General features: G+C 54.3%; 18 protein-coding genes. 6 read left to right on the forward strand and 12 right to left on the reverse strand.

Annotation, left to right across the window (positions count from 1 at the left end; all coding sequences use genetic code 11):
- Window positions 1-15: 15 nt before the first annotated feature.
- The gene (locus QET40_RS04840) at window positions 16-1,323 is read left to right on the forward strand and encodes a hypothetical protein (RefSeq protein WP_280126039.1); all 1,308 of its coding nucleotides are present in this window, start codon (window positions 16-18) and stop codon (window positions 1,321-1,323) included.
- A gap of 114 nt (window positions 1,324-1,437) precedes the next feature.
- Here QET40_RS04840 and QET40_RS04845 read toward each other — a convergent pair whose 3' ends face one another.
- The 5 genes from QET40_RS04845 to QET40_RS04865 all read right to left on the reverse strand — a co-directional run bounded on the left by QET40_RS04845 (window position 1,438) and on the right by QET40_RS04865 (window position 5,567).
- Window positions 1,438-1,806 (reverse strand): STAS domain-containing protein, encoded by a 369-nt coding sequence (locus tag QET40_RS04845; RefSeq protein WP_280126040.1) that lies wholly within the window; start codon window positions 1,804-1,806, stop codon window positions 1,438-1,440.
- A 24-nt stretch (window positions 1,807-1,830) separates the two neighbouring features.
- Window positions 1,831-2,184, reverse strand: coding sequence for an ATP-binding protein (locus QET40_RS04850; protein WP_280126041.1), 354 nt, complete (start codon window positions 2,182-2,184; stop codon window positions 1,831-1,833).
- 152 nt (window positions 2,185-2,336) lie between these two features.
- Window positions 2,337-4,313 (reverse strand): SpoIIE family protein phosphatase, encoded by a 1,977-nt coding sequence (locus tag QET40_RS04855; RefSeq protein WP_280126042.1) that lies wholly within the window; start codon window positions 4,311-4,313, stop codon window positions 2,337-2,339.
- 6 nt (window positions 4,314-4,319) lie between these two features.
- Complete coding sequence (locus tag QET40_RS04860) at window positions 4,320-4,682, reverse strand: anti-sigma factor antagonist (RefSeq protein WP_280126043.1); 363 nt, start codon at window positions 4,680-4,682, stop codon at window positions 4,320-4,322.
- Between the two features lie 105 nt (window positions 4,683-4,787).
- A complete protein-coding gene (locus tag QET40_RS04865) occupies window positions 4,788-5,567 on the reverse strand; it encodes a hypothetical protein (RefSeq protein ID WP_280126044.1) in 780 nt (259 codons plus the stop codon).
- 158 nt (window positions 5,568-5,725) lie between these two features.
- Between QET40_RS04865 and sufT the strand changes: the two genes are divergently transcribed.
- Both sufT and QET40_RS04875 read left to right on the forward strand, forming a co-directional pair.
- On the forward strand, window positions 5,726-6,271 hold the full coding sequence (sufT, locus tag QET40_RS04870) for a putative Fe-S cluster assembly protein SufT (RefSeq protein ID WP_280126045.1): 546 nt from the start codon (window positions 5,726-5,728) through the stop codon (window positions 6,269-6,271).
- Window positions 6,272-6,311: 40 nt separating this feature from the next.
- The gene (locus QET40_RS04875; protein WP_280126046.1) at window positions 6,312-6,785 is read left to right on the forward strand and encodes a hypothetical protein; all 474 of its coding nucleotides are present in this window, start codon (window positions 6,312-6,314) and stop codon (window positions 6,783-6,785) included.
- Between the two features lie 60 nt (window positions 6,786-6,845).
- Here the strand turns inward: QET40_RS04875 and QET40_RS04880 are convergent, their stop codons facing one another.
- From QET40_RS04880 to hemB, 7 genes are all read right to left on the reverse strand, one after another.
- A complete protein-coding gene (locus QET40_RS04880) occupies window positions 6,846-8,279 on the reverse strand; it encodes a hypothetical protein (RefSeq protein WP_280126047.1) in 1,434 nt (477 codons plus the stop codon).
- The gene (locus tag QET40_RS04885; protein ID WP_280126048.1) at window positions 8,276-9,673 is read right to left on the reverse strand and encodes a hypothetical protein; all 1,398 of its coding nucleotides are present in this window, start codon (window positions 9,671-9,673) and stop codon (window positions 8,276-8,278) included. The genes QET40_RS04880 and QET40_RS04885 overlap by 4 nt, the downstream gene beginning before the upstream one ends.
- Window positions 9,663-10,730, reverse strand: a complete 1,068-nt coding sequence (locus QET40_RS04890) for a terpene cyclase/mutase family protein (RefSeq protein ID WP_280126049.1) — start codon at window positions 10,728-10,730, stop codon at window positions 9,663-9,665. Before QET40_RS04890 ends, QET40_RS04885 begins: the two co-directional genes overlap by 11 nt.
- Window positions 10,727-13,822: a hypothetical protein gene (locus tag QET40_RS04895; RefSeq protein WP_280126050.1), complete on the reverse strand. Its 3,096-nt coding sequence runs from the start codon at window positions 13,820-13,822 to the stop codon at window positions 10,727-10,729. The genes QET40_RS04890 and QET40_RS04895 overlap by 4 nt, the downstream gene beginning before the upstream one ends.
- A gap of 100 nt (window positions 13,823-13,922) precedes the next feature.
- On the reverse strand, window positions 13,923-14,873 hold the full coding sequence (locus tag QET40_RS04900) for a hypothetical protein (RefSeq protein WP_280126051.1): 951 nt from the start codon (window positions 14,871-14,873) through the stop codon (window positions 13,923-13,925).
- 106 nt (window positions 14,874-14,979) lie between these two features.
- Window positions 14,980-15,963: a hypothetical protein gene (locus QET40_RS04905; RefSeq protein WP_280126052.1), complete on the reverse strand. Its 984-nt coding sequence runs from the start codon at window positions 15,961-15,963 to the stop codon at window positions 14,980-14,982.
- A gap of 87 nt (window positions 15,964-16,050) precedes the next feature.
- Window positions 16,051-17,052: a porphobilinogen synthase gene (hemB, locus tag QET40_RS04910; protein ID WP_280126053.1), complete on the reverse strand. Its 1,002-nt coding sequence runs from the start codon at window positions 17,050-17,052 to the stop codon at window positions 16,051-16,053.
- A 139-nt stretch (window positions 17,053-17,191) separates the two neighbouring features.
- Between hemB and QET40_RS04915 the strand changes: the two genes are divergently transcribed.
- From QET40_RS04915 to QET40_RS04925, 3 genes are all read left to right on the forward strand, one after another.
- Window positions 17,192-17,920 carry an outer membrane lipoprotein-sorting protein gene (locus QET40_RS04915; RefSeq protein ID WP_280126054.1) on the forward strand — a complete coding sequence of 243 codons (729 nt, stop codon included), beginning with the start codon at window positions 17,192-17,194 and terminating at the stop codon, window positions 17,918-17,920.
- Between the two features lie 78 nt (window positions 17,921-17,998).
- Complete coding sequence (locus tag QET40_RS04920) at window positions 17,999-19,072, forward strand: polysaccharide deacetylase family protein (protein ID WP_280126055.1); 1,074 nt, start codon at window positions 17,999-18,001, stop codon at window positions 19,070-19,072.
- Window positions 19,073-19,262: 190 nt separating this feature from the next.
- Window positions 19,263-20,894, forward strand: a complete 1,632-nt coding sequence (locus QET40_RS04925; protein WP_280126056.1) for a hypothetical protein — start codon at window positions 19,263-19,265, stop codon at window positions 20,892-20,894.
- The last annotated feature ends 24 nt before the right edge of the window (window positions 20,895-20,918 follow it).

Below are 20,918 nucleotides of genomic sequence, written 5' to 3' on the forward strand. Positions count from 1 at the left end.
GATCAAGGAACGGATATGAGAACTCCGGAACGTTTGTCTTTCAAGAGCCTGAAGGAAGCTTTCCCAAATGGAGGGCTTTTCCGCGGAGATGTGACCTGGATGCTTTCTCCGGAGCCTTTTCGGCTGGACAAGAAACAGGTGAAGTTCCTGAAAGGTCTGGGCGTTATCCTGGCCCGGTTCTACGATGCCTGCAATGCCTTGTATCATGCCTCGGCACAGGGCAGGAGACACGAATGGCTGGCTCCGTTGCTGGATCAGGGGAAACCGTCTTGGCTGGTGGATATCCAGCGGTCGCGGACGATGATCCAGGCGGTTCCGTCCGTCATGAGGCCGGACTTGATTCTGACGGAAAAAGGATGGGCCGTGACTGAGCTGGATTCCGTGCCGGGTGGGCAGGGTGTAACAACGTTTTTGAGCCGGTTGTACGGTGCTGCCGGCTGGAATATCCTGGGGGGAAGCGACGGAATGATTGATGGTTTCAGGTTGGCGCATCCCGAGGGAGCTGATATTGTCGTTTCCAGGGAATCCGGCGATTACATGGCTGAGATGCAATATTTCGCTTCAGTTCTCGGGGAAGGCTTTTCTTGTTCCCCTGCGGAGTCTTACGCAATGCGGGAAGGCCGATGCGTGTACCGCTTTTTTGAATTGTTCGATACGGATGCTATTCCCGGCAGTCGTGAGTTGCTGGAGGCGGCGTCCGGCGGGCATATCCGTTTATCTCCTCCTCCCGTGCCGCATCTGGAGGAGAAGTTGTGGCTGGCTCTCTTCCATACTCCCGGTTTGCGGCAGGAATGGAAAAACCGTATGCGTGGCGCTTATCTGGAACGCATGAACGAACTGGTACCCCATGGCTGGGTGGTGGATCCTTCCCCCCTGCCGCCCCAGGCCTGTCTACCGTGGCTTCATGTACATGACTGGAGGGAGGTAGCGTCCATGAGTCAGAAAGAACGGCGCCTCGTCCTTAAAATATCCGGGTTCAATGAACTTGCCTGGGGCGCTCGCGGGGTGTTTATAGGACACGATATGCCTTCTGGCGAATGGTCGGAAGCCTTGGATGAGGCATTGTCCCAGTTCGGCTCTTCTCCCTGGATCATGCAGGAGTTTCATTCCGGCAAAGTAGTGGAACACCCCTGCTACGATAGAGAGACGGGGGCTTTATGGACGATGAAAGGGCGTGTCCGCCTGTGTCCCTACTACTATCGTAGTATTTCGGGAGAAGTCGTTTTGGGCGGTGCGTTGGCAACGATTGCCCCGGAGGATAAAAAGAAAATCCACGGGATGCGGGATGCCGTCCTGGTACCTTGCTGCCTTGACGGGGAATGATCTCTATATCCTTTCTCTCTAAATAAAAAACAATGCTGACGGAAAACCCGACAGCATTGCAGATCTCACAAAATTGTTTGTCCGTTTTCTCGGGGGGAAGAAGTGGACGGAATATTATTTGATCGTGTTTTTCTGGATATTGGCCAGATAAGCATCGGCTTCTGCCGTGGAGGAGAAGATGGAAAGGGATGGGAGAGTTTTAGCGATTTCCAGAACAGCCTGGATAGGGGGAGTGGCATTGGTGATAATAAGTTGCCCGTGGCATTCCTTGAGTATCTTTGTCGTTTGAATGATGACGCGCAACCCCATGCTGCTGATGTAGGTGAGATCCGCCATATTCAGGGTGATGGAGTTGACTTGATCTTCTGTCAGATTATTGATGAGATTTTCCAATTTGGAATAGGTTTCCGTATCCAGTTTGCCGGACAGGGAAATGACAAAGTGTCCGACGCTGCGTTCCTGAGTGCTGATGTTAAGACTCATATCGTACTTGTTAGTGTTTGGGTGTTAAATGGAGATCGTTAAGATGTTTTTATGCTCGCTGTATTGGTAGGACATGCTTTTAGTCATGTTTTTGAGTAGGTAAATACCCATCCCTCCGATAGCCCGGTCTTCCAGCTTTTCCGTCAGGTTGGGATTGGGAGCCTCGGTCAATGGATTAAAGGGTCGAGCATCGTCTTCTATAATGAGCAGGATGTTGTCTTGGGAAAAAGTCAAAGTAATTGAGACTGTCACACGGGTGTTTTCGTCGGAGCCGTATTTGAGGGCGTTGGTGACGAGTTCTTCGATGCAGAGTCTGACTATGTTAGTCGATCTGAGATCGGCACCGTGTTGTTGACATGCTTTTTCCGCGGAATCCATGGCATCAAAAAGCCCTTGGGTCCCATTGGAGAACCCGGTTTTAAATTGATGAACGGATTGAACCTGCATTGTCTGTTTTTTAATTTAAGATCGTTGTAAATGCAAGGTATTTCGGCAATTTTTAGACAACTCTGCCGTTAGAACTTTCAGGCTTATGGTTCCTGGGTTCTGGTGACGGCCAGAATTGTGATATCGTCTGATTGTTCATAATCACGGACGAACTGGTTCATATGCCGAATGATGGTGTCGATGATGAAACTTGGTTCCGAGCTCATGGCGCAAGCGATGGCTTGTTTGAGGCGGATTTCTCCAAAGAGTTCCTGGTCTGGATTGAAAGCTTCGGTGACGCCGTCGGTGTAGAGGATGAGTGTGTCTCCCGGATTCAGGACTGTTTCCGAGTAGGTATAGGTCTGCGGGAAGATGGCGATGGGAAGTCCGTTTCTGACGGACAGTTCGATGAGATCTCCCGATTCCTTGCGGATGAAGGGGGGGTTATGTCCGGCGTTGCAGTAGCTTATGCGGCCAGTCCTGATGTCCATGATAGCGCAGAAGTAGGTGACGAACATATTGGCATCGTTGTTATTGTAGAGAATCGTATTGAGTTCCGTCACAATTTTATCGACGCGTTTTGTGGGAACGGCTATGCCGCGCTGGAGAGTTTGGGTGACTGCCATGAACAAAGCGGCGGGGATCCCCTTGCCGCAGACATCCCCGATGATCAGGACGAGATGGTTTTTGTCCGCCATGAAGAAATCGTAAAGATCTCCTCCGACACCTTTGGCTGTCATGAGGGTGGCTCCGATGCGAAAATTGTGATCACGGGTGAATTCGTGCGTGAGCTTGGGCAGGATGCTCATTTGGATTTTCTTGGCGACGGAAAGATCGGTCTGGTAATCCTGTTTGGCAATGATATTGAGTTCCTGTTCGTGCAGATAGGAGAGGAGTTCCATCTGCATGTTCGAGAATGTCCGCGTCAGGAGTCCGATTTCATCCTTGTCCTTGTATTTGGGGATGGGGACGGTGAATTTGCCTTCTCCGATATCTTTGACGGCCTTGCTGAGGGCAATGAGGGACTTGCTATATTTTTTGGTAAAAAAATACACGAGAAGGCAAACCGTCGTGCCGGTAATCAGGCTGAAGAGGCCCACCAGCAGGATGAGCTGTTTCGTTTTGTTCCAGATCATGTCTCCTGAGACGGCGAATCCCATCGACCAACCATTTTCGCAGGGAGTGATGAAGATGAATTCTCCGTGTTTGTAAACAGATGAGATGGGCAGGTGAAAGGCACATTCGTTGCCGTCCCGAATGTTCTGGATCATCTCCTTTTTCTCGGTCTCATTGATGGAGAATCCGAAATGCTGGGCGATGTTGCCATTTTGTTCGACATTGCGGGAAGGGTGCATGATGTAGTTTCCATCCCGGTCGCAAATAAAGCAGAATCCGGTCCCGTCCATGTGAATATTGTCCAGGGCTTTCTCGATTTCCCTGAGAGTGAGCTCAATGAAAAGACAGCCGATAAAAGTCTTGTTCTCCCGTTCGTACATGGGAACGACGTATAGGATCGTGCTTTTTTTGGCACTGGTTTCCGGGAAGGATTCGGGACGGATCCAGAATGGCTTGGCGTCGGGCGCTTCCGCTTTGATAAACCAACGGGACTGAGTATAAACATCCTGAGGAATTTCCTTCGTGGATTCGTGCTTGTCCGTGATAGAGTTGTAAAAGAAGTTGTAGCAGGGAAGCTTGCTGCCTTCCTCGAAATTGGGGTTGAGGGCCGCGCCGGCACCCGTGATACATGGATCGGATTTGATGAAGGGTGTAATTCCCCGGAAGACGATACGCTGGACAAGTTTGTAACGAAGTTCGGGATCTTTGACGGCTTCAATGTAGGCTGCGTTGATTTTGGCGATATTCTCCGTATGGACCATCAGCATGTCGATTTTGCTGGCAGCGCGGTTAACGGCCAGAATTCCATGCTCCATCTGGGTTTTTTCCATTTGAGAAGCGGATTGCTTGCCAAGGATGACCGCAATGGCCACGAAGCACACCAGGATAATTCCCATGATGCCCATGTTCAATTTAAGAACAAAGGAACGCTTGATGGCTTTGCGGAATCGATCAATGATAACCATGGGGCGTCAGGGCAGGGTGCGGGGTGGTACTCCGGAGGTCATGGCCGCCAAGGCCTCCTCTTCGGTAGTATATACGGAGATAAAATCGGAAAACATCGATACATTGATTATTTTTGTGACAAATTCGGAGAGGTTGCAGATGGCGAATGGCAATTTTTTGTTATTCAGCGTTTTGGCAGTGATGACGAGCAGGCGCAATCCGTCGCTGTTCATGTACTGCAAGTTACTCATGTTGTAGATGAGTCCTCTGTCCAGAGTCTCCCAGAATGGAACAAGACTATTCATGAGCACATTGGTCGTTTGGGAGTCGAGACTTCCGGCTAGGTGAACGATTTCAGCCAGAGGCGTATGTGTTATTTCCAGATTCATGCGATGAATGTCATTTCCTAGACTCTTTTATCCTAAATCGGAATTAGTATTGATGCAAGAAGAGAAGAAAATGAAATGGGATATTATGCTTTCTTGATCTTTTGCCTAAAAATTGAATCTCAGGGAGGCTCCGTAATAGAAGTCGTTACCGAGGTTTTTTTGTTTGACCGTCGTTAGAGCCAGGGAATAGTTCGCAAAGACATCCAGGGAGACTCTGTCGGAAAACGTCCAGGTCAACGTTGAGTTGAAGTCCATGTTGTTAGAGCCGTGGTGGTCGACGGAGGAGACATACCCTCCATTGTAGCCATAGCGGACGGTTGTATCGAGGAAGAGCCTGTGGGTCAGTTCGTAATGTCCTCCGGCAAAGGCGGCGTAAAATCCGCGGAACGTGGTGTTATCCCGGTTGTACTGCCAATAGAAGTTGGTACCGGCGAACAGAATGTCGTTGAAGTGCCATGTAAGTTCCAACCCGGGGCGGGGTACTCCGTATTCGCCGGGAGCGACGAAACTGTGTTCATACCAGGGATTGACCGTCAGGTGGCCGATGTCCTGCTTGTAGTCGAGCCGGAGTTTGAATTCGGCATGGTTGGCATTGTCCGCGACTCCATACCAGGTTGTGAAAGATAATTGATCGAAGTGGGCCTGAGCCATGTAGAACGAGTAGGAGGTTTCCCAGGCATTGATGCCTTCGCATTCATATTTGCTGCCCCAGCCGGCACGGAAATCCATGGAAATATCCTCCGGGGGGAATGGACGGTTGATGAACAGACAGTCCCGGCAAAAGGGAAGATGCAGGGAAGGCGTCATGGGGACGACTGTCGTTGTTGTTGCGGCAGTAGCGGAAAACATCCCCAGCAGGGAAAGGATGAAGATGGAGTATTTCATATTTTGTGGATGGTGTGCAGGGAAGTAATCCGTTGGCTCCTACTAGAAATTGAGAGGGCGGGCCAGCAAATTGTTCAAAAAGAAATAATCCGGTTGGAGAACAGAAAAGGAGATTGTCAAAAAGACCTGCTTCCGGCACTCTCAACGGCGAGAAAATTATGTTAAACCAAGTGGTCGAACTGAAAAGAGAAGTATCCGGAATTCAAATTCCGAGTGGAAGCTCCATCTCGCTTCCTGCCGGTTCCCGCGTGTACATTACCCAGACTCTCGGCAACTCCTATACCGTGGCGACCGATGCCGGGTTGATGCGCCTATCCAAGGAGGATAGCGATGCCTTGGGCATGGAAGAGGAGGAAGATGCTCCTGCTTCCGGTGGTCTGGGGGAAAATTCCTCTCTGGAAGATCGTATATGGGAAACTCTCTCATGTATTTATGACCCTGAAATCCCGGTCGACATCGTCAATCTGGGACTGATCTACGATGTTATTGTCACCCGGTTGGAAAATGGCTTGCATCACGTTGCCGTCAAGATGACTTTGACGGCTCCCGGTTGCGGCATGGGCCCCCATCTTATGGACGAAGCCAAGTCCCGAGTGGAAGCCCTTGACGGAGTGGAAGAAGCGGATGTCGAAATGATCTGGGATCCCCCGTGGAACCAGGACATGGTCAGTGAAGAAGGCCGGATGAAACTGGGGCTGATGTAACTCGAATTGGCTGCCGCGAGGTTCTTTTTTCAAGCAAGACATGAGTACACAGATTAAATTGACTGGTGAAGAATTGATGATTCTGGCCGACATGGCTTACCTGGCTATGATGGTGGCGGAGCCAATCCGCGACGAGGGGCGCGAACGCGAGTTTAATGCCTGGGGTGCTGTTTGTGACAAAGTCCTTGCGGAATTGGAAAAGAATCCGAAATTCTCTTCACGTGTTCAGTTTTCTCCCGACGGGCGCAATTACTACCTGACCAAAGAATACCTCGATCATTCGTTTCTCGGGGATTGCGTCAATGAATACCGTGACAACGTTTTCTGGGACGATCTGGTGACGCGCATGGCGGACATGTCCCTCCTTCACTTCCTCGGCTCTCAAAAGTTCGAAGCCATGACCGAAGAGGAAAAACGCGCCATGTCCGAGCCCTATGAAAAGGCTCTGTGGGAGGAGTGCGCCCGGCACGGAATTGATCGTTTCGGCTTTGTCCTTCCTCCGCGCGAAGTCTAAGGGAAGTATCTTTTTCGAAGATGAACGGAAGTTCCCGGATATTGTCCGGGAAAGAGAAGATTATCGTGAGGGAGAGGAGCGTGTTTCCGGAAAGACGATCCGGGAAAACATGGTGTCCGGAATGGTGACGGAACCGAGAGAGAGACTGGAAATTGTCCAGGAACCGTTTTCTATTTTCTCTAGTTCGCCACGAAGGATCGAACCGTCCGTTAAGTAAAAGATAGGTTTGCCTGCAATCGTATAGGCGTTTTCTGTCCGGTCCGGTTTGGTCTGCATGCGCAGTTGGATGATTTTATCCAGAGGCACTTTAATTTTGTAGAGGTCGGATTGGATGAGGAGTTCCTTGCCGGAGAGTTGCCGGATGTTGCCCCTCAGCACATCGCCGTTGACGAGAAGAGCCATGTCGTTGTCCTGAGTTCCGGGGCGTGGAATGGGCAGTCTTTCTTCCGGTGGCAGGAGTTCGTCTCCTGGGTATTTGCCGTTCCATTGCGTGATGCGCAGGGAACTGATGAGCAGGACCGAATCGAAGGATTCCAGGGACAATCCGGTACCGTACTCGGAAGGGGCTTCTCCCGATGGGGCGCTTTCGTCTCCGGGGGAGATTTCTTCCGTCGTACATTGTTTAACGAGTTTTTTGTTGACGTAGAAGCAGTAATAACCTGCTTTCCTGTCGGCAAAGAGATCCAGGGCGACGGGAGTTTGCGCCTTCCGATCATCTTCCTCCCGGTTCTGGGAGATGGGGTCGTTGGCAACTGTATTGATGGAGGAACGGACGATTTCCGTAATTTGAAAAACGTCGTTGAGCAGGTAGAAGTCCACATAGGAACCGTTTTTATCGGCGGTTGGTGCTTTGACATCCTTCCATATGTGCATCAGGAAGCGGACAAACGGATTGCCTTGCACGACCATGGAAATATGGATGGCAGGGGGAAGCTTGACATCACGTGCAATGATGCCTCCCGGAGGCATGGAAAGGAAGGTGCCCCTGTAGGATGACCACGAACGCGGCGGTGTCGGGAAAGGAGGTGTGAAGCCGCTCCAACCTGAGATATCCTCCGTTCCCGAATAGAGCAGGGATCCGGGATTGTTGATATTCATGTAGGCTATGGCTTCGGAGGGGAGGCTGATATCCTCTCCCCAGAGGGGACGGATAGTTGTACCGGAGGAGGAAACTGTGTTGATTTCTCCAGAGATCTGTTCGTTGGAGAAGAGCCTGATCATGCACTGGCCCTCTCCTTTTTTTGCATTGTCCGGCAGGATGACTTCCTTGAGCTCCGAGGGAAGGGTGGAAATGGGGGCATTGAGAACCGGAGAGTTGAGGATGATGGACGGTGAGCCGCCGCTGCGGGGAGTTTCCGTCCTGTCGAGTATGGCGGGGATTGTGGAGCCGTTTCGGAAGAAGACGATGGCTTTACCTGCCGCCGCATGTGCGGGAAGGATGACTGCCGCCAGCATGGCTGCAGCCGAAACAAGCAATCGGAGAGCGGAGGTCATGGCGTGGAGCGGGTAGGAGGTTCCTGATTGAAGAAATCCAGGCGGTTGATGTCCTGTCCGGGTATCGTGAGGGTGCCCAGGATGGGATGATCCAGGATCAGGATGCCCTTGTTCAGAGAACGGATGGAACCGTATAAACGGCCTCCGTTTTGGAGAACGACGGAGTCGCGTCCTTCAGTGTCTTTGTCCGAAGGAGAGGATATATCGGCATTGGAAAAGACCATCAGTGAGGTGTATTCAGACGGAATTTCCATCGGGCGTTGAGGCGTTTTGATGGTGACGACGTTGGTTCTGTCTTGGTAGGAAGTGATGTCTCCGACGATGGTCTTGCCGTCCGTTGTATTGATTTTGTCTTCCCGGGTGTTGTCTGAAGGCAGGATGTTGGAGGCGATGTCCCACTTGTTGAACAACCTTAGTCCGTAGAGTTCCACTTGACCTTGAGGGATGGCGAACGTGAACCAAGTACCGGACGGAGCCACCCAGGGCACGACAGTGCGACGCGGGGTATGACCGTCCGCCGAGAGACTGAACGAGGTGCCCCGGGGCGTTTCCGTAACGCTCAGGAAAAGACGATGACGGGAACCTGGTTTGGGGATGGGAAGGGAATTGATCGTATGGGAAGTTAGCGGAGAGTCGCTGTAAGAGAGCTTCCAGGCAACTCCATCGGTATGGAGGTAGAGACCGGAGGGGTTGCTCATGGGTGAACGCGTGCCGTCCCCTCCGAAGAAGAGGACCAGACGGTCTTTCCTGCCGCTGCCTGACCCGGCAAGAGGAATGGAAACGTCAATCCGTAAATCGAACGAAGCAGCGTTGAGATCCATGTTTTTGCCCCATTCCGTGCCGGAAGGCAAGACAAGGCTGGAACCCGGTTGATGATTGGGATTGGCCTTTTCGAGGCATTGCATCTGTTGTTCCTGAAGGCTTTTTTGATAGGATGGGATCCAGAAGATATCGAAAGACGGAAGATCGGCCAGGATGGGAAAAAGTTTAGGGTCGTTCAGTTTGATAGCCCGAATGAGATTCTTGGGAATAACGGAGGTTCCATGGCGGTAGGGACTGGTAAAGACGGCTTTCCCGTGCTCGATGGATTTCAAGGAAGCAGGGAGGATTTCCCTCCATCCTCCGCGCAGGACGATAATATCCGGGTATTTGTCTTGCGTGTTCTTCCGGGGTTGTTCCATGTGGATGGAGTGAATCTGGGACAACTTGATGTCCCAAAGCGTTTTTCCGTTGCCGGTGGGGAGGATCGTGAGTGAATCTTGAGGGGCGTCCAGGGCTATCAATTCCCCGGATGCCTTGAATCCGTCTTCCATCATCACATCCACCTGAACGGCGGATGCCAGGGTGGAGGCTGTACAGGTGAACAGAATGGGGAATGAAAGCCTATTTTTCATAAATGGGCAGGAAGCGGTAGTTGACTGCCAGAGAGAGCAGGGCGAATGCCGTCGAATATCCCGGGGAACGCATTCCGGACCAGGATCCGTCCGGTGCCTGGGAAGCGGCCATGAGACGGAAATTGCGGCGGTTCCAGGCCCGCCATATTTCTTCGTCGGCATGGAAGAGGGCTTGGGCCATGTAGTATTCCATGTAGTAGGGGTAGGTATCTTCCCTCGTCTGGAGTTTCGATTTCAGGAAGGCCAGGGTGGCTTGGAAGGAAGGCTCTTCATGCTTTTTGGCAAGAGCCTGAGTCAGCAATCCGATCGCCGAGACGGCGATACTGCCGCTGCCGGGAGAGGTATAGCCGTAAATCCCTTTGGAATCCCGGCAGGAAGCCATGAACTGTAATCCTTTGTCCAAGGCTTTGTGTGGGACTTCAATGCCTGCATTGGCTGCGGCGTGGAGAGAAACGAGGATACACCCGGTGACGCTCGTATCGGCGTCCGTACTGGTGGGATCGTAGCGCCAGGCTCCCAGAGGGTTGACGGACTGGGCTTTCAGAGACAATTCGACGGCTTTTTGCAGGGAAGGTCCCAGACGATCGTCTGGAATGGCTCCGTAGGCTTCCGCTAAAGCCAGAGTGGCGAAACCGTGGGAATACATGGTGGATCCGATCATGCCGTTTTCGGACGATTGGCTGGAGAGAATGAAATCCAGGGATCGCTGTACCAGCTCGGAGTATGGCCCGGAAACTGGGTCTTCCCCGTGTGCCAAAACAGCCATGAGACAAAAAGCTGCAGCGGCAGGGTCGTCTCCGTAGGTGCCGTCGAAGGTGCCGTTTTCCTTTTGTTCTCGTTTGAGGAAGTCGAGAGCCTTGACGTACATATACTCTACTTGAGGGGGGATGGTATCGTCCGTTCGAGTCAGGCGAGTGAAGGTTCTTTCCTGTCCGTCTTGCTCCCGGGGGCTTCCTGTGGACGGAAGCGCGCCAAGCCCGGACAACATCAGCAGAAGGAAGCACCGGACGAACCGTGCTTTCCGAATGTGACCGTGTTGGAAGTTGGAGGGCTTCATTCTTGCAGCGTTTTGTTATAAGCGTCCAGGGCTTTCCGGAATTCTTCGGGCATGTCGGCGGCTCCGGAGCCGGTTGACTTTGGAACACTTCTAGTTTTGTGAACAGGTGCCTGATCGTCGTCCGGCATCGGCGTATTCCCTTCCGGCGATGTACCGGAACTGCCCGTTCCTGCACCGGGAGATGATGAGGGGGACGTCTTTTTATGCACGGAATCGGTTTCAAGACCAAGCATTTGGCGTATCATATCCATGAGGGTGGAAGTTCCGGCATTTTCCTCCTGCCTGTTGTCTCCGCCGTTCATGCGGAGGGCTGCCTGGTAAATCAACTCAATGACCTCCGTTTGTGCAGCGATGGCGGGGCCTCCCGTTCGGTTGGCTTCGAGTTCGTCGACGGCATCGTTCATGGCATGGCGGCATTGTTCCAGCAGGGCGATGACGTTGCGGTCGGTTTGTTCGGAAATGATGTCCATCGTATCTGCCTGGAGTTCATCCTGTTCACGGGCCAGGCCGGAGGTATCCCGAGACTGGTCGGGATGTTCCCTCCGTTCTTCTTCCATGGCTCGCGTTCTCAGGCGTATATCCTGCTGGGAGCGGATCATGAACATGAGCTTGAGTGTGAGCTCAAAGGCCGATTGGGAGATTTCTCCCCCACCGGAGCCGGCCATGCCGCTGCCTCCGCCTGTTGCATGGGATGTTTTTTTACTGTCATCCAGAAGACGGGCCCAGTGTTCCAGAGCCCGGGAAAGGAGGAGAGCATGTTCGATCCCGACGCCGGACTGGGAGGATGCAATGTATTCCGATACGTTTTCCATGCGACGGACGATTTCCGAATTCTGCATGATTTCGTATAAGTCTCCGTAGATGGGGTGGGTGGCCCGCTGGCGGTAGGAGGCCAGATCTTCCAGCATCCAGCCCAGGTTGCGTGTCGTGGCCTTCTGGAGGGCATCAATAGCTTCCATGTTGCGTTTGGCTGCGGGCGGGAGTTCGTCGGGAAGAAGTCCTACGGTAGTCTGGAGGTAGGAGGCGAGTGAGCGGCTGACGGATTCCTCTTGCTTCGATAAATGTCGGAGGCGTGCGACGAAGGTGCCGGCCTCCATGCTTTTGGTGGCAGCGTTCATTGAGGCAATAGCGGTTTTGATGGCTTCGACAGCCTGTTCGTGTTCTCTATCTGCCTGTTTTAGAGTGGATTCCATTTCCTGTGGAGAAACGGTTTCCGCGGCTTGTTCGAAGTATTTCTGGGCATTGCGCATGGTACCGGCAGGGAGCGGGGACATTTGCCGGATGGAATCCATCAGGCGCTTCATACCGTCCGGATCGATTTGCGTGTTAAGTGTAGCTTCGCGGAAGATGGCTTCACCCTGGCGGAGGAGGTCGGAGAGTTGGCGCCTGTTCGTCTGTTCCTGTTGGACGAGTTCGGGGATTTTCTCCCGGAGATCCTTGTTATCAGATTTCCGGTCGGCTAGGAGGATGCTCTTGGTCTCGTCTCCGATGGAATCCATGGAACGGGACAATTCTTCCAGGGCGCCGATGAGGCGTTCCAGTGAATGCCGGATCATTTCCGCATGGCGTTCCGGGGTCAGGATGTACAGAATGAACGGGTCGGAATAGACGCGTTTCCCATGAGGGGAGTAGTCCGAGGCAAAGGCGCGGATGACGACGCGCTGGGGTGAAATGCCTAAATCTTTAGCCCGGAAAACCATGTGTTCCGTGATGCTTGTTGTGGTCGGGGAACCCGGTTTGAGGATTCTTTCCGTCGAGGTTCCGGGGGATGACGACTGGCCGAGGGACTGTTCTCCGACCCATGAGATACCTGTTTCCCGGATGCCGTAATCATCCGTGGCTTCAATGGATATTTGGATGGATGTATTTTCCAGAATATATTTATTGTCAAGATCTTCGTGTAGGAGGACACGAGGAGGGCGGTCTTCGACCGGGGTCAGCGTCAGATGGCGTGGAGAGGATGTTTGCAGACCGTCCGTATCCGTCCAGGACAATTCCCATTCCTGCGGCTCACGTTCCATGGAGATTCCGGAGATAGTAACCGTTTTTCCTTCAATGCGGATGGGACGGTCGTCCGGCGAGGACGATGCCCGGAGCAGGGGGCGTGTGGCCGTGGCACGGATGTCGGCTGTACTTCCTTCCGGTACAGGAATGGCCCCGGCTTTCATCGGTTCCCGGTAAGGCGGGCGGCCTGTGTAGGAGGGTGGGGTGATTTCTGCCTCGGCTCGTTCCATGCCCGGTCTTGGCTGCGGGATGATTTTCAGGCGGTGAAGAGTATCTCCGGCGGAGAATTCCATGCGTGTTGCCTGATACAGGGGGGGAAGAGTGAAGCGGTACCCCGTTTTGTCCGGAGAAAGGCCGATTTCATTCCATGTTCCGCCGTCCAATCGGAAGTGAGCCGTTTCCGGCCTGTGAGATGAGGCCGAGGAGAGGAGGAACTCCATGGGCCAGGATTCTCCCTGGGCGACGATGAGGCGGGTTCGGAGTGGCTCCAGGACGGTAAAGGTGAAACGTTCCGGTGGATGAAACGGGTTTGCCCATCGGCGCCACGCGTTCCCGGCAGCATCCGGGAAGGCTAAAAATACGGAACCTGCAATTACAATCAGAAAAACAGGAAGGAATACCCGTGTGATAACGGATTTTCGCGGACGACCGGAGAAAAAATCCTTTCCAGCCAGTTCTTGGGCGTTCTGGACGATGGCGGCCTGTCTCAGACGGGGGGAAACCGTCTCGTCCGGCGTGGACGATGCCAGGTCGATGACTCCCAGAAGACGATCCCCTAGGGCGGGATTGCTGCGGGCTAGCAGAAATGCCAGCTGGCGTGGCGTCCTCTCCGTGCGAAACCATTTTAACCACCAGGCAAAGAGATAGAGGGGAATCCCTGGGAAAACGGGCAGAATACATGCCCACGCCAGGATACCCGGCGTGTCCCAGAGACGGTCGGACAGGAAGAAAACCAGATAACAGGCCGCCGCAATAGTCGGGCAGACGACCAGAGCTTCGCAAGCCCTCGTACGGAACAGGCGCATGCGGAACTCCCGGATTTGTGCAATCAGGGATTCGGGAATGTCTCCTGTTGGCGGCGGTGTCATGAACGGAATATCCTTACTTCGTCCTCTTGCGGGATGAACGGAGTGCGTCGCATCTGCCGTGGCATGGAGCGCTGCCGCAAGGAGAGAGGGGGGAATTTTGTCATTTTCCACCGGCAGGTTTACGTCCGGCGAGGATGTTATTCCGGAGATCCTTCATGTCATCGCGGAAGCGTGGTTGTGTGGCGGCGGTCGGTGTCGTGATATCCCATTCCTGCATTTTTTTCCGGATGTAGGTGAGGATGGCTGCTTCATCGACACCGTATTTCTTGCATACCGGGGAGAGACGGAGTTCCGGAGAATTGAATTGTCCGTTGCAGAAGTAGGGGATGTCGTGCGCCCAGGCTTTCCGAAAGTCTTCGGGACAAGCTTGTACATTAATAGCGTTGAACATTCTGGAAACGTCGTCCCGGGGAATGCCGGCCGCATTCATGCAGACGGCGGTTTCCATGTAGGAAAGCATGAACTCGATCATGACGTCGTGGATTGCCTGTTTCCAGACGGCCGCTTGAGCGGGATCGATTCCGGAGAGTTTGGCATCCAGCTTGGCGACGGCGGCGAGGATGGCATCGCGAGGCCCGCAGGTCATCGGATCGAAACGTTCCGGTTTTTCCTCATCGTCGTACAGGGGGATGGGAGGGCGGACGCGCGAGTCAATTCTTCGCAATTCCCGGGACAGTTCGTTCCTGAGTTCCGCCATGGAGATTCCGTACTGGCGCAGGAGAGGAGCGGCGTAATTTCTGCCGGGGTGGCGGGTCTGCTTGATCCAGGCTTCCTGGAAGTCGGGCGGGCAGTCGGATATTCCTCCGGAGAGCATAACGCGAGCGCGGTCGGATTCCGTGGGCGTTCTGTTTTCATACCCGAAAGTCCACTCCATTTCGATGATCCTCAGAGCGGTTCGTTTCAGGAAAAGTTCGATGGCTTTCCGGGCCTGTTTCGGAGATTGCGTTTCGATTTTTTGTTCCTGTTGGGCGATGGCTGCCGAAGGAAGGGAAATCGTTATGGACAGGGCGGCAAGAAGGATTGACGGGAAAAGTCCTGCGTGTGCATTCATGGTCGATGGAATGTGCTGTGGGCTGGATGGATGCCGGGCTTGATAGCAAATTGCCCCGTGGCTGGACGGGGCAATGGAAATGCTGGTATTTTCAGAAAGCGGTGGATTAGCCGATACGGAACCGGGAACGCCTTCCTTCCGTGGGTGCCGGTGCGGGCTTGGGAGAGGGACTAGCCTGTTGCTGCCGGGCCTTCTGTTGCATTTGTTGCTGAATTTGCTGCTGCCTGCGCTGGGCATCGATAGCCTGTTGCTGACGAATAGCTTCCTGGCGCTGGTTTGCCTCGCGCTGCCGGCGTTCGGCGTCAATGGCAGCCTGGCGGCGTTCCTGTTCCAACTGGCGTTCCTTCTCCTGAAGTTTTGCCTGTTCTGCGGCAAGGGCCTGAAGACGTGCCTGGTTGGCGGCGTTGTCTACGGGCGCTGGAGCGAAGCGGCTGCGAATGGCGGGATTGGAAGCGGCCTGTTTCTGTGAGATGACCTGCCTTTGGCGGGCCAGGGCTTCCTGTTGTTGGCGGATGCGATCCAACTCTGCGGACTGACTGTCGGCCGGTGCCGCCACTCGCAACGATTTCTGGCGGCTGCGGCTTTGGATGCGCAGGTTCTTCTGGTACTGGGCATAATGCGGGTCAGACTCGACATAGGCGGCGTGAGGGCTGCCTTCCATGACTTCTACGGGAGCCCTGTATCCCAGCGCGGCATTCATCGTCGGCTTGAGGGATTCTTCCACATTGCTGAGTTTGCTGGGAGGTGCGGGGGGGACGGAATAATCGGCTCCTTTCCAGAGATCGGCTGTGGAGGACGGATTTTCCTTGGCCAGCGGAGCCAGCCTTTCCTCTGCTTCCCGGGCTGTGGCGAGTTTGCGTTCCACCCAGTCCGGTTTCCAGTTCGGGCTGGAGGACTTGAGGGATCCGAGGGTCTGGATGGCCTGGGTGATGTTTTTATGGGCGTCGGCGTAGGCTTTTTTACCCTCCAGCATCTTGGAAAGGCAAATGAGCGAATCCGCTTCGGCATAGGTATCTTCCGGTGCGCCGGAAGCCAGAAGGCCCGTTGCAAAAAATGCGGCGGCAAGCAAACTGATGCGGCTATATTTCATAAGCAATAGAATGGTCTCGTGTCTGGCATCATCACACAATGAGAGCTCCATACAAGCTTTTTCTTGCGAATAAACACCCTCATTTTTTTACAGGCTGCGTCCTTGGAGCCATGCGGCGGCCTGGGCGGCGTAGTAGGTCAGGATCATGTCGGCACCGGCGCGGCGGATGCTCGTGAGAGTTTCCAGCACGGCGGCCTGTTCGTCGATCCAGCCGGAGGCGGCGGCGGCTTTCAGCATGAGGTATTCTCCACTGACATGATAGGCGGCCAGGGGGAGGGTAGTCGTCTGGCGCATGGCATGGAGGACGTCGAGGTACATCGTGGCGGGTTTCACCATGAGGATGTCCGCTCCTTCCGCTTCGTCGAGTGCGGCTTCGCGCAGTGCTTCCCGGAGGTTGCGCGGATCCATTTGATAGGTCTTTTTGTCACCGCTTTTGGGAGCGCTCTCAAGAGCCCCGCGGAAAGGACCGTACATGGCGCTGGCATATTTGGCGGTATAGGCCATGATGGAGACGTCTTCCAAGTGTTCGTAATCGAGTGCGGAGCGGATGGCGGCTACGCGCCCATCCATCATGTCGCTTGGGGAGATGACGTCCGCCCCGGCTTCGGCGAAGCAGAGCGCCTGGCGGCAGAGAACCTCGATGGTGGGATCGTTGAGGATTTCATAACTGCCGTCGGGGTAGAACTGGACAATGCCGTCGTGACCGTCGGTGTTGTACGGATCGAGAGCGACGTCCGTGTTGACGACCAGATCGGGCAGGGCATCCTTGAGGGCGACAATAGCCCGCGGGACGAGACCGTCGGGGTTGTAAGCCTCCTCCGCTCCGGGCGTCTTTTTGGAATCGGGCACGGCCGGGAAAATATCTACGGATGTAATGCCGAGATCCATGAGCCGTTTAGCTTCCTCGACGAGTCCTGGGATGCTCCAGCGGGTGCAGCCGGGCAGGGACTCAATCGGGACGTCTTCGTCGGATTCATGAATGAAGACGGGCAGAATGAATTGAGAAGGGGAAAGATGCGTTTCCGCGACGAGGTCGCGTATGGCGGCGCTTTTTCTGTTCCGGCGCGGCCTGATGGGTAGGTTGAACATGCCTCCATTATGCGATGCTCCTCCCGCGAGTGAAGAATAAAGTGAGGCTCCATGGAATTGACCTCCGGAAAGAATCTTGCCGGGTGACTCATTTTGGTGTTTTCCGCAGGCATTCGTGCATGTATGTCACGGAGCAGATATGAATGCCTTGATGATCAAATGCAGCCGATTGGCTCTGGCGGTGTGTGCCGGTGCGTTGTTATGCGGTCCCGCCGATGCGCAGGAACCCAATGCAGACGCTTTGATGAAAAGCCTCCGTCAGACTGCGACCCTCCAGAAGAACAAGGATATCAAGGGGCAGATTCGCCGGCGTAGCGTGAAGATACCTTTCAACATCAGTTTGCGAGGCGAACTGATGTGCTTCCAGTATTTCCAAAACAACGTATGGGAACGCTTCGATCTCAAATTCAAGGAGAAAGGGCAGGAACTCCAATACCAGAAGGACGGCAAAATGGTGGCTCTCCCCAAGGCGATGTATTCGACTCCCATTCCTGAAACGGACATTACCTACGAGGATTTATCCATGCGTTTCCTGTACTGGCCTGGAGCCCGGATTCTTCAGGAGAGCGAAGCGACATCCACCGTCAAAGGACGTCTTTGCTGGATCGTCCAACTCAAGAACCCGACTCCCTCCCTCGGTCAGTACGCCTGGGTGCGCGTGTGGGTTGATAAAGAAAACGGCGGAATGTGGCAGATCGACGGCATTGATGCCCGAGGGGAGTTGGCCAAGCGTTTCCTGCTGACGTCCGTGATGAAACTGAAGGACGGATCCTGGTTTTTCAAACAAATGAAAGTTGAGGTTCGCGACACGAACGATTCACGGAAAACGGTCTCCGTTAATTATATCGATATGAACTCTCCGGAATGATCGGCTTTTTTGAATAAATATCAATTACGGCGTGACATGTCCCCTCAGTGAAGGTAAACAAGTTCACCCCAATTTGTCATGAAATATACGTTTTTCACTGTTCTTGCGGCTGCCTTGGTGTTGTCTTCCTGCTCCTCCCAAAAAGGGACTTCACCCGAAGCTCATGTAACGCCTGCAACGGAATCCATCCCAGCTTCCAAGATAACGCCTGCTCACAGGCTTCCTGTTTCGAAGAATCGGACCGGGAATAGCCAGCAATTCCCCGTCGTTGCCAAAAACACGACGTTTGCCCCTCAGGCTCCCAAGGTGCCCGGAGTGCGCATTTCCCGCGTGAATGTTCCGGAAAAAGTCGTCGCCCTGACTTTTGACGACGGGCCTCACGGGACACTGACTCCGCGTGTTCTGGATATCCTCAATCGCTACAACGCCAAGGGTACCTTCTTTATGCAGGGAGTTAACGTCAATCGCTACCCCGGCATCGTCAGCCGCATGGCTCGCGAAGGCCATGAACCGGCATCCCACACATGGAACCACATTTGCATGACCAAGACATCGCGTCCGCTCTGCGAAGCCCAGCTTCAAAAAACCGACGAGGCGATCCGCAAGGCGACCGGCTCCTCCCCCAAGCTGATGCGTCCTCCTTACGGAGCTGTCAATGCCGGGCTTTATACATGGATGCATGAACGCTTCGGCTACAAGACGATCCTCTGGGATGTCGACACCAACGACTGGCGCAAGCCCGGAGTCTCCACGGTAATTTCCCGTGCTGTCAATGGTGCCAAGCCCGGATCGATCATCCTCGTGCATGACATCCACGCGTCCACCGTAGATGCCGTGGAAGGCATTGTGCGTGGCCTGCAAAACCGGGGGTTCCGCCTGGTGACTGTTTCCGAACTGATCTCCATCGGCCAGCGCTATGCCAATTCGGCGGGTGTATCCGCACCTGCCCCGTCTGTCCCCGTCATACCGGCGGCTCCGGCTCCTGTCGTTGCTCCCGCAGTTGTTCCGTCTATCCATGAACAACCGGTCACGGAACCCTCAATGCAGCAGGAAGATGCTCCCCGGCAACCTGCCGTCGCTCCCGTTTCCGCCGAAAATGCGGACGAACCTGCCGTGACTCCGGGAACTTCCGGTGCTGTACCTCAGCAATAATCTTCGCTTGGCGTTGCCCTTTTTTCCCGGTTTTGGCATAGACAAGCGCCGGTGAAATGGTTAAAATGCCTTAAGCATCACACAAGAGCTCTTGAGGTGGTTCTCAAAGAGCTCTTTTTTATGCTGCAGGGTTCCAGACATTCCGCGCCGACCTATGCTGAAACAGGGACAACATGCCTTATCCTATCACGTGCGCAACATCGCTGAGTGCGCCCTTGATTTTTCCAGCAAACTGGGGGACGACTGTATTTTCCCGGCGGAAGAGCCGTTGCGAGATGCGCTGCGGGCGGCGGAACGCATTCCGGCCGTTGCCGTGATCGGGGATACCTGTGCCGGCAAGTCGTCCGTACTGGACCTGATGGTTTCTCCCAAAGAGGATACGTTCGGGAGGATGTCGCGCGGCGTTCCCGTCCTTCGCTGGAGGTTCGACGTTCATGCTTCGGGAGAACTTGCCCAGGGGGAGGAGGCCGCCTACTATCCTCTGCCTCAGCTGCGTGATGTCGAATTTATTGATACGAGCATTCGCGATTTCGACAAGGAAGGGGATCTCCTGCAGGAGGCTCTCCAAGGATCGGATGTCATCATCATGGTGATTTCCGCCACAATGCCGTATTCCCGGAATGCGTGGGATTTCATCTCCCGGTTCCCCCCCGAATACTACACCCGGATGATCATTGCCGTGACACATCCCGACGAGTGTAGTTTCGACCAGATCCAGAACGTCAAAGACATTGTCCGCGAGGACTGCCGCCGTTATCTTGATACGGAACCACCTCTCTTTCCCGTCTGCGGAGGGGGGAGCCAGAAAGGATACGGAGCCGATGCCCTGACCCGGCGCGTCAACCACATTTTGGCCGTCAGGATGGCTTCCCTCGGCATGAACGCCCGGGTGATCGCCGCAACGGCATCCTTGTTGGAAGAACAGAAACAGGTCTTGCGCAACCAGGATCGCCTCCTGCGTATGGACTCGGGGTTCCTGGCCAGGATCGAGAGCGAAATCGACTCCGTTTGCAACCAGATGGCCCGCATCCTTCCCACACGTCTGGAAGCCATGTCTACTCTCGTTCAGGAGTTTGTTCCGCGCTTGGCCCGCAAAACGGCCAGACAGCTTGGCTATGTCCTTTCCCTGAACCGCGTCCGTTGCCTGGGCCACATGGCCGCGGGCATTGACAACTGGTTTTACAAACAAATTTCCCACAGCATCGAAGAACGCCAGGAGTACTACAACCGCGAGTTCCTGACGGCCTGCACCCAGCACTGGAATTCCATCCGTCCCCGCGTTCAGGACCAGATGGAGTGCGACATCGGAGATTTCCCGGCAGAACGCCTCCAGACAAGTCTGGACACCTATCGCCGTCGCCTGGGACGTGCCGTTTACCAGCCTCTCAATGATTTCGGATTGAAGTCCTGTCTGTCGAAATTGTATGCCGGGCAGGAAAAGTGGATGTACAAGCAACTTTTCATCATTTTCCTGCTGATCGCCGCCGGAGGCATTCTCGGAGGACTCGGGGAATCCTCCGCGGGATTCGTCCTGGTCGGTTGTGCCGCCGTCCTCTGGGTTCTGTCCTCCCTGGCTCTCATCTTCGTGAAAATCCGCCTGATCCGCCAATTGGAGGATGCTGCCGGAGACATGCACCTGGCCATTGTCAGCGGTTTGAAGGAACCCCTGTTTCTCGCGACCATGGGAGGGCTGGTGGACTATCGCAAGCTCTACACCGATATCCGGGGACAGGTGGCTGTCAGCGCCGACCAGATCACCCCTCTCCTCGCCGAGCACAACCAGCTTTTCTACAAACTGACCGCCATGCGACAGCCCAGATAGGGTGGTGCCGGGCGCATGTTTTTC

The organism is Akkermansia sp. N21169 (genome assembly GCF_029854675.1).
Taxonomy (GTDB): Bacteria; Verrucomicrobiota; Verrucomicrobiia; order Verrucomicrobiales; family Akkermansiaceae; genus Akkermansia.